The 16116-nt window shown below is 35.7% G+C and carries 18 protein-coding genes and 2 tRNA genes; 16 read left to right on the top strand and 4 right to left on the bottom strand.

From position 1 onward, the window contains the following. The first annotated feature begins 227 nt into the window (after positions 1-227). The 3 genes from NSQ08_RS21145 (at position 228) to NSQ08_RS21135 (ending at position 2891) form a co-directional block, all read left to right on the top strand. Positions 228-1112 carry an ABC transporter ATP-binding protein gene (locus tag NSQ08_RS21145; protein WP_215590226.1) on the top strand — a complete coding sequence of 295 codons (885 nt, stop codon included), beginning with the start codon at positions 228-230 and terminating at the stop codon, positions 1110-1112. Between the two features lie 2 nt (positions 1113-1114). Further along, positions 1115-2341, top strand: a complete 1227-nt coding sequence (locus tag NSQ08_RS21140) for an ABC transporter permease (RefSeq protein ID WP_002015418.1) — start codon at positions 1115-1117, stop codon at positions 2339-2341. A 118-nt stretch (positions 2342-2459) separates the two neighbouring features. Next, on the top strand, positions 2460-2891 hold the full coding sequence (locus NSQ08_RS21135) for an Rrf2 family transcriptional regulator (RefSeq protein ID WP_002088848.1): 432 nt from the start codon (positions 2460-2462) through the stop codon (positions 2889-2891). A gap of 61 nt (positions 2892-2952) precedes the next feature. Here NSQ08_RS21135 and NSQ08_RS21130 read toward each other — a convergent pair whose 3' ends face one another. Then, positions 2953-3618, bottom strand: coding sequence for an MIP/aquaporin family protein (locus NSQ08_RS21130; RefSeq protein ID WP_340778628.1), 666 nt, complete (start codon positions 3616-3618; stop codon positions 2953-2955). 142 nt (positions 3619-3760) lie between these two features. Beyond that, on the bottom strand, positions 3761-4726 hold the full coding sequence (locus NSQ08_RS21125; RefSeq protein WP_033709464.1) for a DMT family transporter: 966 nt from the start codon (positions 4724-4726) through the stop codon (positions 3761-3763). A gap of 101 nt (positions 4727-4827) precedes the next feature. Here NSQ08_RS21125 and NSQ08_RS21120 point away from each other — a divergent pair, with 101 nt between their 5' ends. Then, on the top strand, positions 4828-5400 hold the full coding sequence (locus tag NSQ08_RS21120; RefSeq protein ID WP_002034214.1) for a helix-turn-helix domain-containing protein: 573 nt from the start codon (positions 4828-4830) through the stop codon (positions 5398-5400). A 70-nt stretch (positions 5401-5470) separates the two neighbouring features. Here NSQ08_RS21120 and NSQ08_RS21115 read toward each other — a convergent pair whose 3' ends face one another. After that, positions 5471-5656 (bottom strand): PspC domain-containing protein, encoded by a 186-nt coding sequence (locus NSQ08_RS21115; RefSeq protein ID WP_340778624.1) that lies wholly within the window; start codon positions 5654-5656, stop codon positions 5471-5473. A gap of 213 nt (positions 5657-5869) precedes the next feature. Here NSQ08_RS21115 and NSQ08_RS21110 point away from each other — a divergent pair, with 213 nt between their 5' ends. From NSQ08_RS21110 to NSQ08_RS21065, 10 genes are all read left to right on the top strand, one after another. After that, entirely contained in the window at positions 5870-7111 is a 1242-nt protein-coding gene (locus NSQ08_RS21110; protein ID WP_340778621.1) for an amidohydrolase family protein, read from the top strand. 112 nt (positions 7112-7223) lie between these two features. Continuing rightward, complete coding sequence (locus NSQ08_RS21105; RefSeq protein ID WP_340778619.1) at positions 7224-8519, top strand: purine/pyrimidine permease; 1296 nt, start codon at positions 7224-7226, stop codon at positions 8517-8519. Between the two features lie 165 nt (positions 8520-8684). Then, a complete protein-coding gene (gene gerE / locus NSQ08_RS21100; RefSeq protein WP_000659484.1) occupies positions 8685-8909 on the top strand; it encodes a spore germination transcription factor GerE in 225 nt (74 codons plus the stop codon). Positions 8910-9292: 383 nt separating this feature from the next. Then, the gene (gene racE / locus NSQ08_RS21095; protein ID WP_002015338.1) at positions 9293-10105 is read left to right on the top strand and encodes a glutamate racemase; all 813 of its coding nucleotides are present in this window, start codon (positions 9293-9295) and stop codon (positions 10103-10105) included. Positions 10106-10235: 130 nt separating this feature from the next. Then, positions 10236-11285, top strand: a complete 1050-nt coding sequence (locus tag NSQ08_RS21090) for a GerMN domain-containing protein (RefSeq protein ID WP_002143278.1) — start codon at positions 10236-10238, stop codon at positions 11283-11285. Between the two features lie 131 nt (positions 11286-11416). After that, positions 11417-12154, top strand: coding sequence for a ribonuclease PH (gene rph / locus NSQ08_RS21085; RefSeq protein WP_002138500.1), 738 nt, complete (start codon positions 11417-11419; stop codon positions 12152-12154). Between the two features lie 11 nt (positions 12155-12165). Further along, on the top strand, positions 12166-12774 hold the full coding sequence (locus NSQ08_RS21080) for an XTP/dITP diphosphatase (protein ID WP_002088834.1): 609 nt from the start codon (positions 12166-12168) through the stop codon (positions 12772-12774). Between the two features lie 13 nt (positions 12775-12787). Continuing rightward, positions 12788-13291, top strand: coding sequence for a metallophosphoesterase (locus tag NSQ08_RS21075; protein WP_002034207.1), 504 nt, complete (start codon positions 12788-12790; stop codon positions 13289-13291). 108 nt (positions 13292-13399) lie between these two features. Continuing rightward, positions 13400-13473 (top strand) — tRNA-Gly (locus tag NSQ08_RS21070). Between the two features lies 1 nt (position 13474). Beyond that, positions 13475-13548: transfer RNA gene (locus NSQ08_RS21065), tRNA-Arg, on the top strand. 51 nt (positions 13549-13599) lie between these two features. Here NSQ08_RS21065 and NSQ08_RS21060 read toward each other — a convergent pair. Then, positions 13600-14214, bottom strand: a complete 615-nt coding sequence (locus NSQ08_RS21060; protein WP_000473869.1) for a PH domain-containing protein — start codon at positions 14212-14214, stop codon at positions 13600-13602. 315 nt (positions 14215-14529) lie between these two features. Here NSQ08_RS21060 and NSQ08_RS21055 point away from each other — a divergent pair, with 315 nt between their 5' ends. Both NSQ08_RS21055 and NSQ08_RS21050 read left to right on the top strand, forming a co-directional pair. Beyond that, positions 14530-14778, top strand: a complete 249-nt coding sequence (locus NSQ08_RS21055) for a hypothetical protein (RefSeq protein ID WP_001983650.1) — start codon at positions 14530-14532, stop codon at positions 14776-14778. 198 nt (positions 14779-14976) lie between these two features. Next, positions 14977-15975 (top strand): hypothetical protein, encoded by a 999-nt coding sequence (locus NSQ08_RS21050; RefSeq protein ID WP_044442379.1) that lies wholly within the window; start codon positions 14977-14979, stop codon positions 15973-15975. The last annotated feature ends 141 nt before the right edge of the window (positions 15976-16116 follow it).

Here is a 16116-nt window from a genome sequence, read left to right as displayed (position 1 = left end):
AAGATGGGGAAAATAACAAAAAGTGATTTGACGTGTTTTATTGTCGAAATGACAATTATAATTGACAAATATATCTTTGTTATTTACAATTTTAACTAAATAAAACAAATGGTGGATGGGGGATCATGATACGTATAAAAGATTGAAATATAGTACTATATTTTATTTCGAACAATCATAGTCTTTAATAGAGAGTACGAATGATACTAAAGGGGAGGCTTTATACATTGAGTTTACAAATTCAAAACTTAACAAAAATATTCGGAGAATCTAAAGCGGTTAATGGTTTGCAAATCTCGTTACCGAAAGGTGAAGTGTTAGGGTTACTTGGCCGAAATGGTGCAGGGAAAACAACGACAATTAAAATGTTACTAGGTTTATTAACGCCAAATGAAGGTTCTATTACGTGGGATGGAAAATCATTTGGTGATAGCGGGGTAACAATTGGATATTTACCAGAAGAAAGAGGCTTATATACAAAAAGTAGAGTAATAGACCAGTTGCGATATTTTGGTAGATTAGAAGGAATGACGAAAAAAGAAGTAGATCTTGCAATTGATCACTGGTTAGAGCGCTTAGCAATCCCAGAATATAAATTCAAAACAGCAGGAGAACTTTCGAAAGGGAACCAGCAAAAAATTCAATTGATTGCTGCTCTTCTTCATGATCCAGAACTTCTTATTTTGGATGAACCATTTAGCGGGCTTGATCCAGTTAATGCTGGAATGTTGGCTAGTATTATTGGAGAACAAGTACAGAGCGGAAAGACAATTATTTTATCTAGTCACCGTATGGAGCAAGTAGAGGCTTTTTGCCAACATGTATGTATTTTGAAAAAAGGTGAAGCAGTCGTAGAAGGACAATTAAGTGATATTAAGAAAGAATACGGTTTTCGTAATTTAACAATCGAAGATATAGCAGAGAATGAAAAGGGATTAGAAGCTATACATGTCCCGTATGAAAAACAACAAGGCCTTCTTTATGTGAAAGTACAAGATGATGCAGAAGCTCTAAAGATTTTGCAACAATTGCAAGAACAAGGTGTTGGTTTACGACAATTTAAAATGTTAGAGCCGACGTTAAACGAAATCTTTGTAGAGAGGGCGAAATAAAGATGCGTAAATTTTCTCATGTATTTTCATTTTATTTTAAAGAAGCATTTTTATCTAAAAAATCATTAATTACGAGTGCGATTTTATTTTTAGTTGTGTTTGGGATTTTTGCATTTAATCATTTTACTTCAGGCGATGATAAAAATAAGGATAAAGATAAAATTGCAGTTGTAGTAGAGAGCTCCACATACAAAGTACAAAAAGAAGAGCTAAATAAGCTATTGCCATCAGCAAAAATAACGGTTGGTTCAAAGGATGATTTTGATAAACTGCATAAGCAAGTAGAAGAAGGCGATTTAGATGGTCTATTCCATGTGACGGAAAAGGATGGGACTCCAGCAGTTACATATATGTATAATGGATTTCCAAGCCAAGCAACTTCTGCGATTATGGCGGGTTATTTAAAACAACAATATACGAAGGTGACGATTGCAAAAAATAATGTTTCACCAGAAATTGCGCAGCAATTACAAGCAGAAATTCAAGTGAAGCAAGAAGCGATAAAAGATCGTACATCTTCTTTCGGAATTGCATATTTCTTTACATTTGCTTTGTATATGTTTATTGTAGCTTTCGGAAATACAATCGCAATGAATATTGCATCTGAAAAGGCGTCACGTGTAATGGAAGTAATGCTTCCGAAAGTAAAGCCTCTTACGATGATGTATGCGAAAATTTTGGCGGTTGTTTCAACGGCGTTATTACAACTTGTAATATTGGCGTGTGGTTATCTTATTCCTTATTTGTTAGGTTGGGTCGATTTAGAAAGTGCTTCATTACTTGGTGTTCCAATTGACTTTACAAAATTAGATGCAAAGGTTATAAGTATGTTTCTTGTTTATTTCATTACGGGGTATTTACTTTATGCGATGATGTACGCTGCGGCTGGAGCTGTTGTGTCTAAGACAGAGGATTTACAAGCTGTATCTTTCCCGATAATGATTTTGATCATGGCTGCATTCTTCATTAGTATTAAATCATTAAGTGATCCAAATAGTACTATTGTTGTTGTAAGTTCGTATGTTCCGTTTTTCACACCAATGGTTACCTTCTCGCGGATTGTAGCTGGTGAAGCAGGTATGTTAGAGATTACGATAACATTAGTAGTTTTATTGGCGACGATTGGTATATTAAATGCGATTACAAGCCGTATCTATGTAAACGGTGTAATGAATTACTCTGATAAAGTGAAGTTTAAAGATTTGGCGAAATTTATAAAGCGTCAATAATAGAGGGAAAGCATGATTTTCTAATGGAATCATGCTTTTTCTTTATGTATAAATTAAAAATAGTATATAATAATAAGAGTTGTCTTTTAATAGAATGAATAAAAAGGAGGGTGTGCAGATGGGAATTAGTAGTCGTTTTACAGTAGGTGTTCATATGTTAACGTTACTTGCAATAGATCGAAACTCTCGCTGTACCTCTGAATGGATTGCTGGTAGTGTGAATACAAATCCAGTTGTGATTCGTCGCATTACAGGAATGTTGAAGAGAGCAGGACTTGTTGATGTACAAGCTGGTAAAGGTGGTACGACACTTGCTCGTGATTTAGATGAAATTACATTACTTGATGTATATAAAGCTGTGGAAGTTGTAGAAGAAGGACATCTATTTTCTTTCCATGAAAATCCCAACATTGAATGTCCAGTAGGAGCTAATATTCAATCGGTATTAGAGATTATTTTAATACAATCGCAAGAAGCGATGGAAAACGTACTTGCAAATGTAACGGTGCAGCAATTAGTTACAAATTTAAAGTCGAAAATTAAAGAATAAAAAAAAGCGAGCTTCCTCATGATGAGGGCTCGCTTTTTTTTATTCGGAAATATTGAAAGTTCTATTTTTCCGTATTTAAAATAAACTTTCCTACAACAGCTGCTACGATACCACCAAAAATTGGGGCAACGATGAACACCCATAGTTGAGAAATTGCTTCTCCGCCAGCGAATAGAGCTGGTGCGATACTACGAGCTGGGTTAACAGATGTTCCAGTTAACGGAATACCTAATAAGTGAATTAATACTAATGTGAAACCAATTACTAGTCCAGCTAAAGAAGAACTTCCCTTTTTACCTGTTACAGCAACGATAACTAAAACAAATACGAAAGTTAAAATGAATTCAACTAAAAATGCTCCAGATAAACCAAGAGTTCCAAAACTATTTTGTCCTAAATTATCTAAAGGTAATTTAGCAGATCGTAAAATTGTTACTAACGTTGCAGTTCCTAATAAACCACCTAAAATTTGAGCTAATAAATAATAGCTAAGTTCCATAGTGTTCATTCTTTTGTTGATGAACATAGCGATTGATACTGCTGGGTTAATATGACATCCAGAAATTGTTCCAATGCTATATGCCATAGCCACGATAGATAATCCGAAAGCCATAGCGATACCTAATGTTCCAATTCCTTCAATTCCGCCACCAATGACAGCTACTCCAGTTCCGAATAATACAAGTACAAATGTACCAATAAATTCAGCAATTGCTTTTTTTAACATAATTTACCTCCTATTAATGCACATGAAACGTATTATAACATAGGTTTTAGTATAAACAGCTAATGAAATACTATTCTGATAAGGCGAAATAGGGAGATAATAAAAATAGATATGGTTCTATGAAGAAGAACCATATCTATTTTTATGCTGATTTTTTTTGTTTAATGACTGGAACAGAACGGTTTAAAACACTATTTACGATCATTCCTAGCATGATAATAATCATCCCAATCAGTGACAGTCCGCTAGGGAATGAACCATTTAAGAAAATAATCTCACCAAGCACAGTGAAGACCATCGTTCCAGCTTGTGTTGCTTCAACAGCTCCAAGTAAAGCAAGATTGTCTTTTGCTAAGTCAGTAGCAAAGAAAAATGTCATCGTCGCAATAACTCCGGAACATAATGCTAACAAAAATCCTTGCATCATTTGACTTGATGATGGAATACCGGTAGTGGAAAATCCGTATATACCAAGTAGGATTGTAATAGGGAGACTTCCGATTGCCATTCCTAATACACGTTGGAATGTATCAAGACGCCCACCAACAAGTTCCATCATTTTTCGGTTACCGAACGGATATAAGAAAGCCGCTAATACGACAGGTAAAAATCCCGAGATGAACTGAGTCATTGTAATATGACCCGCTGCAGTCGCTTGCATACAAATTACACCAAGTAAAATAAATAATGCTACATATAAACTGCGTAGTGGAATTTTTCCACGTACAAGTTTTGTACCTGATTTTGTTTCTATTTTAATGAAGAATAATGGCGATAAAAGTAAACCTGCTAATATCGTAACTTGCCAAGTTCCAGCAACGAGCCAAGCTGGAGAAAAAACAGCTGCGAAACTTAATAAAGAATAGAAGCCGATGCCAGCGACCGAGCCCCACCCGATCCATACAAATGGATGTTTTTTTAATTCTGCCCATAAAGCTCCTAAGTTTTTGCGAAATAAAACGATAAGGAATAAAATAGGGAGAGCAAATAGAAAACGGAAGGAAGCAGTCCAAGCCCAGCTTGTTCCAGATACATTCATTGCTCTGTTAATAATAAAGGTTGCAGAAAAAAAGGCCGATGATAAAAGACCTAGTAATATTGCGCGCATGAAGTATGGCACTCCTTTCGGAATTGAGTATTTATGTATAGTATAATATACTTAAAGGTAATAAAAGTAAACTATTTTATGTTTTAAGGTGGTTTTTATATATGAAAGAAAATGAAGATATGCAAACGAAAGAAGTAATTCAGCAAGTAGGTCAGCTATTAAGACAAATTCGAAATGAACAAAAATTAAGTTTAGAAGAATTAGCCCAAAAAACAGGGGTTAGTAAATTAACATTAGGGAAAATTGAGAGAGGCGAAACGAATCCAACGTTAGCTGTCATTTGGAAAATAACGAAAGGGTTATCGATTCCTTTATCGAGATTAATGGTTGTTGGAGAACCTGTAGCTGTTGCGCGCTGCGGAGAAGGATTTGCAGTAGATGTAGGACAAGCATGGCATTTAGAAACGATGTTCCGTTACACGAAAGAAACGGGGATGGAAATGCACCGTGCTTGTTTAAGAGCGAATAGTATATATGAACCGGAAGCTCATCATGAAGGAGCAATTGAGCTGGTAACAGTAATGAAAGGGAAAGTTTCTATTCAAGTTGAGAATGACGTATATGTGCTAAATGAGTTTGACTCCATTCAGTTTGAAGCTAATAAGAAACATAGTTATAAAAATGAAGAGGATGAAGTAGCGGTATTACATTTAACGATGAAATATTCTTCATGAAAAAATCCCCTATAGATTTTTCTATAGGGGATTTTTTATACGCTATGCTCAAATATATGAAAGAATGTTATTAGTAAGAGCGTGGCATAAGTAATAAACAAATAAAATAAACTAAAAACCCCGTCCCAAAACATAAAATAGCAATGACCCAAAGTATGCGAATGAGAGTAGGGCTAATATCAAAATATTCTCCTAAACCACCGCATATACCAAATAACATTTTATCAGTTTCGGATTTATATAACCTCTTCGACATATTATGATCCTCTCCTTTTTATATCACCGCTGTTATGTATGAGTGATACAGTGTACTTTTATTCTATATGGAAATTTATGAGAAGACCATTAGGTTATATTACATTTTTTTGTGAAAGGACAATACAGTGGATTAATTGTCTTAATTTTCAGTTGGTATTAAAATGAAAATGAGGGTGTGACGTATTTTCTAATATAAGGTGGGGAAATGGTAATGACATTATATTGGTTGACTAATGTAAAGCTTGAAACAGGTTATACATATGAAGAAGCGAAAATTTCACAAACGGAAACTGAGATATGCAGTCTTCTTATTGAAGATGGGCGAATTAAAAGAATTATATCGGGAATCGCCCAAGAGGAAGGAACGTTAACTTTTGATGCTAATCGTTTATTAGTTTTACCAGCTTTTGAAGAGATGCATATTCATATTGATAAAACATATTATAGTGGGCCTTGGAAAGCTTGTATGCCAGGAGAAAATATTTTTACACGTTTTAATGAAGAAAAAACGATTTTACCAAAGCAATTAGCAACTGCTCAAGACAGGGCGGAAAATATGCTAGAGTTATTGCTTCGAAATGGCGCAACAAATATTAGAACGCATTGTAATGTGGATCCGGTTATTGGACTTCGTAATTTAGAGGCAACGTTAGCGGCTTTAGGAACATATAAAGATCGGTTGTCTGGTAGAATAGTTGCATTTCCGCAACATGGATTATTGCGAAGTAATTCTATGCAACTTGTGAAAGATGCGATGCGTATGGGCGCACAATTAGTTGGCGGAGTGGACCCAGCTACAGTAGATAATGATATTGAAAAATCATTACATACGATTATGGACATTGCGGTAGAATTTAATGCGGATGTTGATATTCATTTGCACGATGCGAATAATCTTGGAACGTTTACAATGAAGAGATTAGCAAGTCTAACGGAAGAAGCAGGATGGCAAGGTCGTGTAACAATTAGTCATGCGCTTGGACTTGGTGGTGTTACTGATAAAGAAGCTGAAGAAGTGGCAGAAAGACTAGCAGCATTAAAGATTGATATCACTTCAACCGTTCCAATCGGTAAACAAGTAATCCCAATTCCATTATTAGATCGAAAAGGAGTTAAAGTTTCATTAGGAAATGATAGTATTACAGATCATTGGTCTCCGTTTGGCACAGGTGATATGCTTCAAAAGGCAAATCGATTGGCAGAACGATTTGGTTGGAGTGATGAAAGGTCTTTAGGGAAAGCTCTTCGTTTTATTACTGGAGGGAAAGAAACGTTAAATAATGAAGGGAAACGAGTGTGGCCGAATGTAGGGGATGAGGCAAGTTTTGTTTTAACGAATGCAACATGCGCCGCGGAAGCAGTGGCTCGTCAAACAGAGAAGCGTGTAGTTATGTATAAAGGGAATGTTGTTATAGGGGATTTAAATCAAGTGAAATCTGATAATCTTGTATAGAGGAATCGTTTAGATGTTTTGAGAAGGGTTCTAATTGTGAAAATAGAACCCTTCTTTTTTATTTAGTAGAAACACGGAAGTACTATACTTCCTTATAAGGAAGCAAGAAGGGATGAAAAGTTTGGACAATCAACATAATCAAAATCATATTATGGGAACTTTGCAATGGTTTATTTTTTTATTAGCAAACTCAATCGCGCTACCAATTGTCGTTGGCGGATTATTTCATCTTACGACGGAAGAAGTATTTTATTTAATGCAGCGTACGTTTTTCGTAGTTGGTATATCTTCTTTTTTACAAGGATGGCTTGGACATAAGCTTCCGATTGCGGATGGACCAGCTGGATCTTGGGTTGGTGTATTTACCGTGCTTGCTTATGCAACTGTAGGGCAGGATCAATTACATAGTACATTGCAAATTTTAGAATTAGGAATGATGGTTGCGGGAGTTGTTTTAATAGGGCTAGGAGTAACGGGAGTTATCGGGCGTATTTTATTTTTATTTACGCCGCTCGTGACAGGGACGTTCTTACTGTTATTATGTTTACAATTAAGTGGTGTATTTTTAAAAGGAATGCTAGGAATTACAGCTACTGTTTCTCAAATTGATGGATTTACAGCATTAATTGCTTTTTGCATATTTTTATTCGTAGTCATACTCTCCAACTTCGGAAAAGGGTTTGTTAAAAGTTATGCGGTTTTAATAGGGTTAATTAGTGGCTGGATTATTTTTCTCATTGCAGGAAAAGTGACGATCCCATCTCAAGTAACTCATTTTGTGCAACTTCCACATATATTTGCGTGGGGAATTCCAAAATGGAATACAGGTATGGCTGTATCAAGTTTCGTTATGGTATGTATTTTAGTTTCAAATACAGTGGCAGCTATTATAGCAATCAATCAAGCTACGATTCATAAAGCGACTATTGAACAAAAACAGTTGAGAAATGGTACGTGGGTCGGAGGGATTTCGCATATGATTTCCTCTTTGTTTTCAACTGTAGGTGTCGTTCCACTACCAGCAACGGCAGGTTTCATACGTTTAACAAATCAAAAGTACATGCGTTCATTCTTATTTGCATGTGTACTATTAGTCGGTATGGCGCTGTTTCCAAGTATTATCCGCTACTTAGCCTCTCTGCCATCCGCGGTCGCATCTGCGGTTTTAATGGCTTCGTTCGTGCAGCTTATTGGAATTGGATTTCATAATATAAAACAAGTGGAGCTCAACGAAAGGAATGTAACGATTTTAGGAGTTGCTATATTATTTGGAAGTGGTGTTATGTTTTTACCGTCTGGAGCACTCCAATCCTTGCCGTCTGTGATGCAATATATATTCGGAAATGGTTTGTTCGTAGGTACAGTTGTCAGCATATTACTAGAACAAATATGGCGTACTGAAAAGTAAGTGGATAAAAAGAGTGTACGCACTGTATAAAAGTCTAAAATAACATAAGAAATAAAGCCCATTTTCATTCACCACCTGCACATTTCGTTCATACAATATCTTGACTAAATAAACACCCAACTTACACATATACAGCTCTGGCTTAAGCAAGGAGGGTTATACCAGTTGAAGGAAAAAGCGTATCAATCTAAACCGTTACTCACAAAGAGAGAAAGAGAAGTATTTGAATTACTGGTTCAAGATAAAACGACGAAGGAAATTGCAGGTGAACTGTTTATAAGTGAAAAAACAGTACGTAATCACATCTCAAACGCAATGCAAAAGCTAGGGGTTAAAGGACGTTCACAAGCAGTTGTTGAGCTTCTTCGTATGGGAGAGCTAGAACTATAAGAAAGCAGCCGACTTTTATACAAAAGGTCGGCTATTTTTCTGTTTGTTTCATGCTCCATATGAATGATAAGCATGCTTCATACATAAATAGGTAAGGCTATAAAGAACGCGATAAATAAAATATAGAAATAAAACTCCCGCTATTAATAAAAGTAGCGGGAGTTTTATTTTGAATGAGCATTTTATATAGAAGAAACCGACTTTCATATAGAAGGTCGGTTATTTTTCTGTCTTGCAAATTATGAAAAAAAGGAGCAAAATAAAAAAGGTCCTGATCTATATAGGTACAAATGAAAATTTTTATACAGGGGCACTTTAAGTTAGCGAACTTAAAGTGTGTAAAATATACTGATAAACATAAAAGATGATGAATGAGAAAACGGGTGATTAAGTTGAATAGAGCGATCGGTGTTATTGATTCAGGAGTGGGCGGTTTAACAGTAGCGAAGGAATTAATTCGTCAGTTGCCGAAAGAGCGTATTATATATTTAGGGGATACAGCACGTTGCCCTTATGGTCCGCGTTCTCGTGAAGAAGTGCGTCAATTTACGTGGGAAATGACGGAGCATTTATTAGATTTAAATATCAAAATGTTAGTTATTGCGTGTAATACAGCAACTGCGGTTGTATTAGAAGAAATGCAGAAACAATTACCAATTCCAGTAGTTGGAGTTATTCATCCAGGATCACGTACAGCTTTAAAAGTGACAAATACGTATCATGTTGGGATTATTGGAACGATTGGAACAGTAAAAAGTGGCGCCTATGAAGAGGCGTTAAAGTCTATTAATAACCGTGTTATGGTAGAAAGTTTAGCTTGCCCACCTTTCGTTGAGCTTGTAGAGAGTGGGAATTTCGAAAGTGAAATGGCGTATGAAGTTGTAAGAGAAACATTGCAACCGTTGAAAAGTACTGACATTGATACGCTTATTCTAGGATGTACACATTATCCGATTTTAGGTCCTGTTATTAAAAAGGTAATGGGGGATCAAGTACAATTAATTAGTTCGGGTGATGAAACAGCGCGTGAGGTAAGCACGATTTTATACCATAGTAAGATGCTAAATGAGGGAGAAGAACAAAGTGATCATCTCTTCTTAACGACTGGTAAAATAGGCCTGTTTAAAGAAATTGCATCAAAGTGGTTCGGTCAGCCGATTGAAAATGTGAAGCATATCAATTTAGAAACAGAATAATAGTAGATTCATATAAGAGAACTCCTGAGAAATCAGGGGTTTTTTCTGTATAAGTAGCCATAGCTTGTTCTAAAACATGAAACAGCTCGTATACATAATAGTACAAACTTAGATTTTAGGGGGGAATGGCATGCCTAAATCCACTTTTAAATGGGTTGTTGGTGCTACTGTGAGTGCGATTTTATTATCAGGGTGTGGCTTGTTAAATCAAGAGAAAGCGACAGAACAAATTGATCCGCCAAAAAAAGTTACGTATACAGAAGGTGAAAAGAAAGAAACTGCTAAAAAAGATAAACAAGAGCAAACAGTAAATAGAGAGTTATACCTCGTTGATAAAAATGGATATGTCGTACCGCAAACTATTGCAATGCCTACTCCGAAAGCGAATGAAGTTGTACAGCAAACGTTAGAGTATCTTGTGAAAGATGGACCAGTCACAAATTTATTGCCAAATGGATTTCGAGCAGTCCTTCCAGCGAATACGACGATGACCTTGAATTTGAAAAAAGGCGGGACAGCAGTAATTGATTTCTCTAAAGAAATGAAAAATTATTCAAAAGAAGAAGAACGTCAAATTGTTGAATCAGTAGCGTGGACTTTGACTCAATTTACAGAAATAAAACAAGTGCAGTTCCAAATAAATGGTGAAAAGTTAGCGAAGATGCCTGTTGCGGGTACACCGCTTGGTGAAGGTGTAAGTCGTGCGAATGGAATTAACTTTGATGATGAACAAGTAGCAGATGTGACGCATACAAAACCGGTTACACTTTACTTTATGGCGCAAAATAATAATAAGCAGCAATATTACGTACCGGTAACAAGGCGCGTTGCAGAAGGAAAAGAAAATGATTACTCGGCAATTGTGGATGAGCTTGTAAAAGGTCCGATTCAAGGATCGCTACTAAATGATTTTAATCCAGGAGCTAAGCTTATTACGAATCCAAAAGTGGAGAACGGAAATATTACATTAAACTTTAATGAAAATATATTTGTGAACCCAGACAAAAACATGATTTCAAATTATGTGTTGAAATCGTTAGTCTTATCTTTAACGGAAAAACAAGGTGTGAAAAATGTTTCTATTGAAGTGAATGGGAAAGCAAATCTTATGGATGAGAAAGGTGAAAAGTTAATAAAACCTGTTGATCGTCCACAAAACGTGAATACAGGTAGTTTTTAATCGCGAATAATTTGATATACTTATGTAAGAAAGGGGAATTGCTTTTTGAGTTCCCCTTCTTTTATTGTTATACATAGCGTACATTTAAATTTGGCTATACTAATGAGAGTATTTATGAGGGGGTTATTTTTATGCGAGTAGATGGTAGAGGAAAAGCAGAGCTACGCCATATACATATTCATACAAATTATTTAAAACATCCAGAGGGATCAGTACTAATTGAAGTTGGAGATACAAAGGTAATTTGTTCAGCGACAATTGAAGAGCGTGTACCGCCGTTTATGCGCGGAGAAGGAAAAGGCTGGGTAACAGCAGAATACTCAATGATTCCACGTGCGACAGAGCAACGTACAATCAGGGAGTCAAGTAAAGGGAAAGTAACAGGGCGCACAATGGAAATCCAGCGTTTAATTGGACGAGCATTACGTGCGGTTGTTGATTTAGAAGCGCTTGGCGAAAGAACGGTTTGGATTGACTGTGATGTAATTCAAGCGGATGGCGGAACGAGAACAGCTTCTATTACAGGTGCTTATGTAGCGATGGTATTAGCTTTTGAAAAATTATTGCAAGCAGACAAAGTATCTAAAATTCCGGTGAAAGATTATTTAGCGGCAACGTCAGTAGGTGTTGTTGAAGAACAAGGTGTTGTTTTAGATTTAAATTATGCTGAAGATTCTAAAGCAGACGTTGATATGAACGTTATTATGACTGGAAAAGGTCAGTTTGTTGAAGTACAAGGAACTGGAGAAGAAGCGACGTTTAGCAGAGCTGAATTAAATGAATTACTTGATGCTGCTGAACAAGGGATTTTCCAACTTGTTGAAAAGCAAAAAGAAGCGTTAGGTGACATCGTATCTCATATAGAGTAGAGGTGGAAAATATGAAGCAAGTTGTTGTAGCGACGAAAAATCTTGGGAAAGTACGTGAGTTTGCTGAGTTATTTGAGAGATTTGACTTAGAAGTGAAATCTTTACACGATTTTCCTCATATTGAAGAAGTCGAAGAAACTGGTGAAACATTTGAAGAAAATGCAATTTTAAAGGCGGACAGTCTTAGTAGACAGTTGAATTCCATCGTAATTGCGGATGACTCTGGTCTTATTGTAGATGCCTTAAACGGGAAACCAGGTGTGTATTCAGCTCGTTTTGCTGGAGAGCCGAAAGATGATCAGGCGAATATAGATAAGGTGTTACAAGGGTTAACTGACGTCGATTTAGAAAAACGTACAGCTCGTTTTTACTGTGCGCTAGCAGTTGCTTTCCCTGAAGTGGATAAAGAGCCGGTTATTGTAAACGGAACGTGCGAAGGGAAAATTCTAGAACAGCGCCGCGGGGAAAATGGTTTCGGATACGATCCGATTTTTTATGTAGAAGAATATAAAAAAGCGATGGCTGAGCTAAATTCGGATGAGAAAAATGCGATTAGTCACCGTGGACGCGCTCTTCGTAAATTAGAAGAAAAAATCCCAGAATGGTTTTTAGAAGAATAAGGGAGAGAGATTGATGAAAGCTTTAATCGTAAGCGATAGTCATAGCTCTGTGAAGGAATTACAGCAGTTAAAAGAGAATTACGAAGGGAAAGTAGATGTCATGATTCATTGTGGTGATTCAGAGCTAACGCCTGCTCACGAAGAGCTACAAGGTTTCCAAGTTGTAAAAGGGAATTGTGATTATGCTAACTTTCAAGATGAAATTGTAACTGATGTAGATGGAATTCGTTTCTTAGTTGTACACGGTCATCGTCATAATGTGAAAATGACGTTACAAACGTTAGCGTATCATGCAGGAGAAGTAGGAGCGCAAGTAGCATGCTTTGGACATTCTCATATATTAGGGGCAGAATTAATTGATGGGATTTTATTTATTAATCCAGGAAGTATTTTGCTCCCACGCTCTCGTGTGGAAAAAACATTCGCTTTATTAGAAATGGATGAAAATCATATAGAAGTTCGTTTTGAAACATTAGATGGACAGCTGGTGGAACAAGCAATTTTTAAAAGAGGATAAGAAAAATTATCCTCTTTTAAAAAAGTGTTGACTTTATAAGTAGTTATGAATATAATAAATATTGTCGATAGGGCAACGGCGCTAACGAAGAAAAATAAAATAACATATGCGGGTGTAGTTTAGTGGTAAAACAAGAGCCTTCCAAGCTCTGGTCGAGAGTTCGATTCTCTTCACCCGCTCCATGTCCCAGTAGCTCAGCCGGATAGAGCATACGCCTTCTAAGCGTACGGTCGGGAGTTCGAATCTCTCCTGGGACGCTAACAAAACCTTGTTATCTTTTGATAACAAGGTTTTTTGTTTGTTTTAAATTAGTTATTAATAAATTTTTCAAAGACAAAACCGTAATCTTTCACGTTATATTGCTTTTTCGTATCAACGAGCCAGTTAAAGGCGATCTCGTTCATCTCTTTAAACTGTTCTGCTAAATTTACTTGTGCATTTGAAATACGGCTGAAAGCGTTAGATGCCATGTCTAAACTTTTATGTGCATACTGCAATGTAATGTCGTTGTCGTATGAAATTTCTTCGATTTTAAGAAGAGCCTTATATAAATCTTTTAATTCTTCAATATGTTTTTTATGAACATCAATTGAGTAATGCTCATCTCCCATTTGAAATTTAATTTCTACATCTAAATCAATCGTTCCTGCAGTTTCAAGTGCTACGTTTTTAATTTGATATTTACTATAGCTAAAGCGGCGTAATGTACGTTTTTTGCTTGTGGCACTTGTACCATCTAGGTGAATTAATCCTTTGTTTGTAAAGCAATATTCATCTGATTTTGATTTAATAAGAAAGTAAATTTTCTCCCCATCTTCATGCATCACGTAATCATCAGCATCAACCTTATCATAATCTTTTGGTGTAATGACAGAACCTACATCGCTTAATCCTAAAACATCAGCAGCCATTTTTTTGAACATATATAATCCCCCTTGTAAATTAAATTCTTAATTGTACAAAAATATATTAACATGATTTTAAACTTATTTTTGAAATCTTACAACTCTGTAAGGTAAGTGTAAGGAAGTTCGATGGTAACAAATTACTAATCTTATATAATGAAGATAACAACGATAAATGAGGAGGAAGAGATGATGAAAGGATTAATCGTAACAGGTTTAACAGTAGCTTTTGGGTTTGTGGCGTATGAAAAGTTAACATATGTAATTGATGTTGTAAAACATTTAGTAGCGTAGAAAAAACTGCCATGAGAGGGAAAGGGAATGAGTGAATGAATGGAATGGTTATTTGGAATTATAGGTACTTGTAGTGTAGTTTTATTGTTCTTTGTCCCAAGTGGTATACTTAGTTCGACAACGAGTTTGTTCTTTTTAAGTTTGTTTGCTTGTACGATGCTTATTATTATGTTTTTAATGAAGCGAAGTAAACCAATCTTCTATTTTAGCATGATTGTTATGGCAATTATTGTTCTCCAAATTATTACCCTTGTTATATACCCCACAATTATAAAAGCTTTCCATTAATGATGAACCCTCTGCCGTCTGTTGCTGAGGGTTTTTGTTTGTGAAAAATGAATTTCATTTAGAAGTTTGTTGCTTTTTTGCTATGAAAATAGAATATTCCTATATTTCAAATAAATAATTTTGGAATGTTGTGTTCTCATTACGCATTTGATATATTTACTTTGAAGATCATTAAAATCTAGAAAAAGAGGCGGACGTATGGATAAAAAAGAAAATACGGTCGTATTGTTTCCGCAACTATCAGAACGCTATATTGATAAAGGTTTTTTAGCGTTGAAAGAGCGGGAATTCGAAGATGCATTGCGCTGCTTTGAAATATTACGTCAGTATAATGCAGAAACGGAACAAACAGAATTAGCTTCCGTTATTTGTTTGCTAGAATTAAAACGTATGGAAGAAGCGAAAGAAAAATGTGAGCAGTTGCTTGAAACAGGAGCTGTATTATTTGGTGATATTCTTGAAACGTATGTAACTATTTTAGTTCAAACAAATGATTATGAAGGTGTCATTGAAACTGTTGAGGAAGTTTTGCAAACGAAAGATATAATTCCTGAGCAAAAGGAAAAATTGGCGCAGCTTGCTTTGTTTGCGCAAGGGATGCTGAATGAAGAAGATACACCGCTAGTGGATTCGAATTTTGAATTAGAAGAATTTACCGATGGGCTTTTTGGAGAAAACTTTGGTCAAAAGCTAAGAGTGATCCAGAAACTTTCGTTAAAAGACCTGGATCTCGCACTTCCTACTTTAAAGAAATTTTTAATAGACGAAGATCAGCACCCTTATTTAAAAACTTCTATTTTGTATAAAATGGTAGAAAATCAAATAGAAGAAGAAATAGAAGTAGAGAAGTTTGGAAATACGATAAAGGTGATTCCAGCATTTACAGGTCATAATGAGGAGCAATCCGATAAAATTATACATAAATTCTCAAACCGATTAGAGCAAAGTTATCCAGATATATTTAGTACGATGGTTACATACTGGAAAGAATTACAAATTAGCATTTTTCCGTTCCCTCTATTAATGGATAAAGTAGAAATTTGGGCTGCTGTCTTAGAGAGAATTGGAAGAAAGCGTTTCGGATTGGCTATTGATGAAGAAGAACTTATGACAGCATACAATATTGAGTTTGAGGAATTTCATATTGCCTATCAATGGTTACTGCGCATTGAAAGAGAAGGGTATTTGCCCGTATAATTATGAAAAAGAATCGTTCAGTTATTGAAACGAGCACATTCTATGTTATAATGTAAGGGTTGCAAAAGGCAGAAATCTGCCTGTTTGTAAGAGAAGAGGAGTATAATTCTCTTACTTAATATGTTTCATATTAGTCTCGAA

Source organism: Bacillus sp. FSL E2-8887, from assembly GCF_038007205.1.
GTDB classification, from domain to species: domain Bacteria; phylum Bacillota; class Bacilli; order Bacillales; family Bacillaceae_G; genus Bacillus_A; species Bacillus_A mycoides.
The sequence above is the reverse complement of the archived record's forward strand: the minus strand, read 5'-3'. Positions and strand labels throughout refer to the sequence as shown.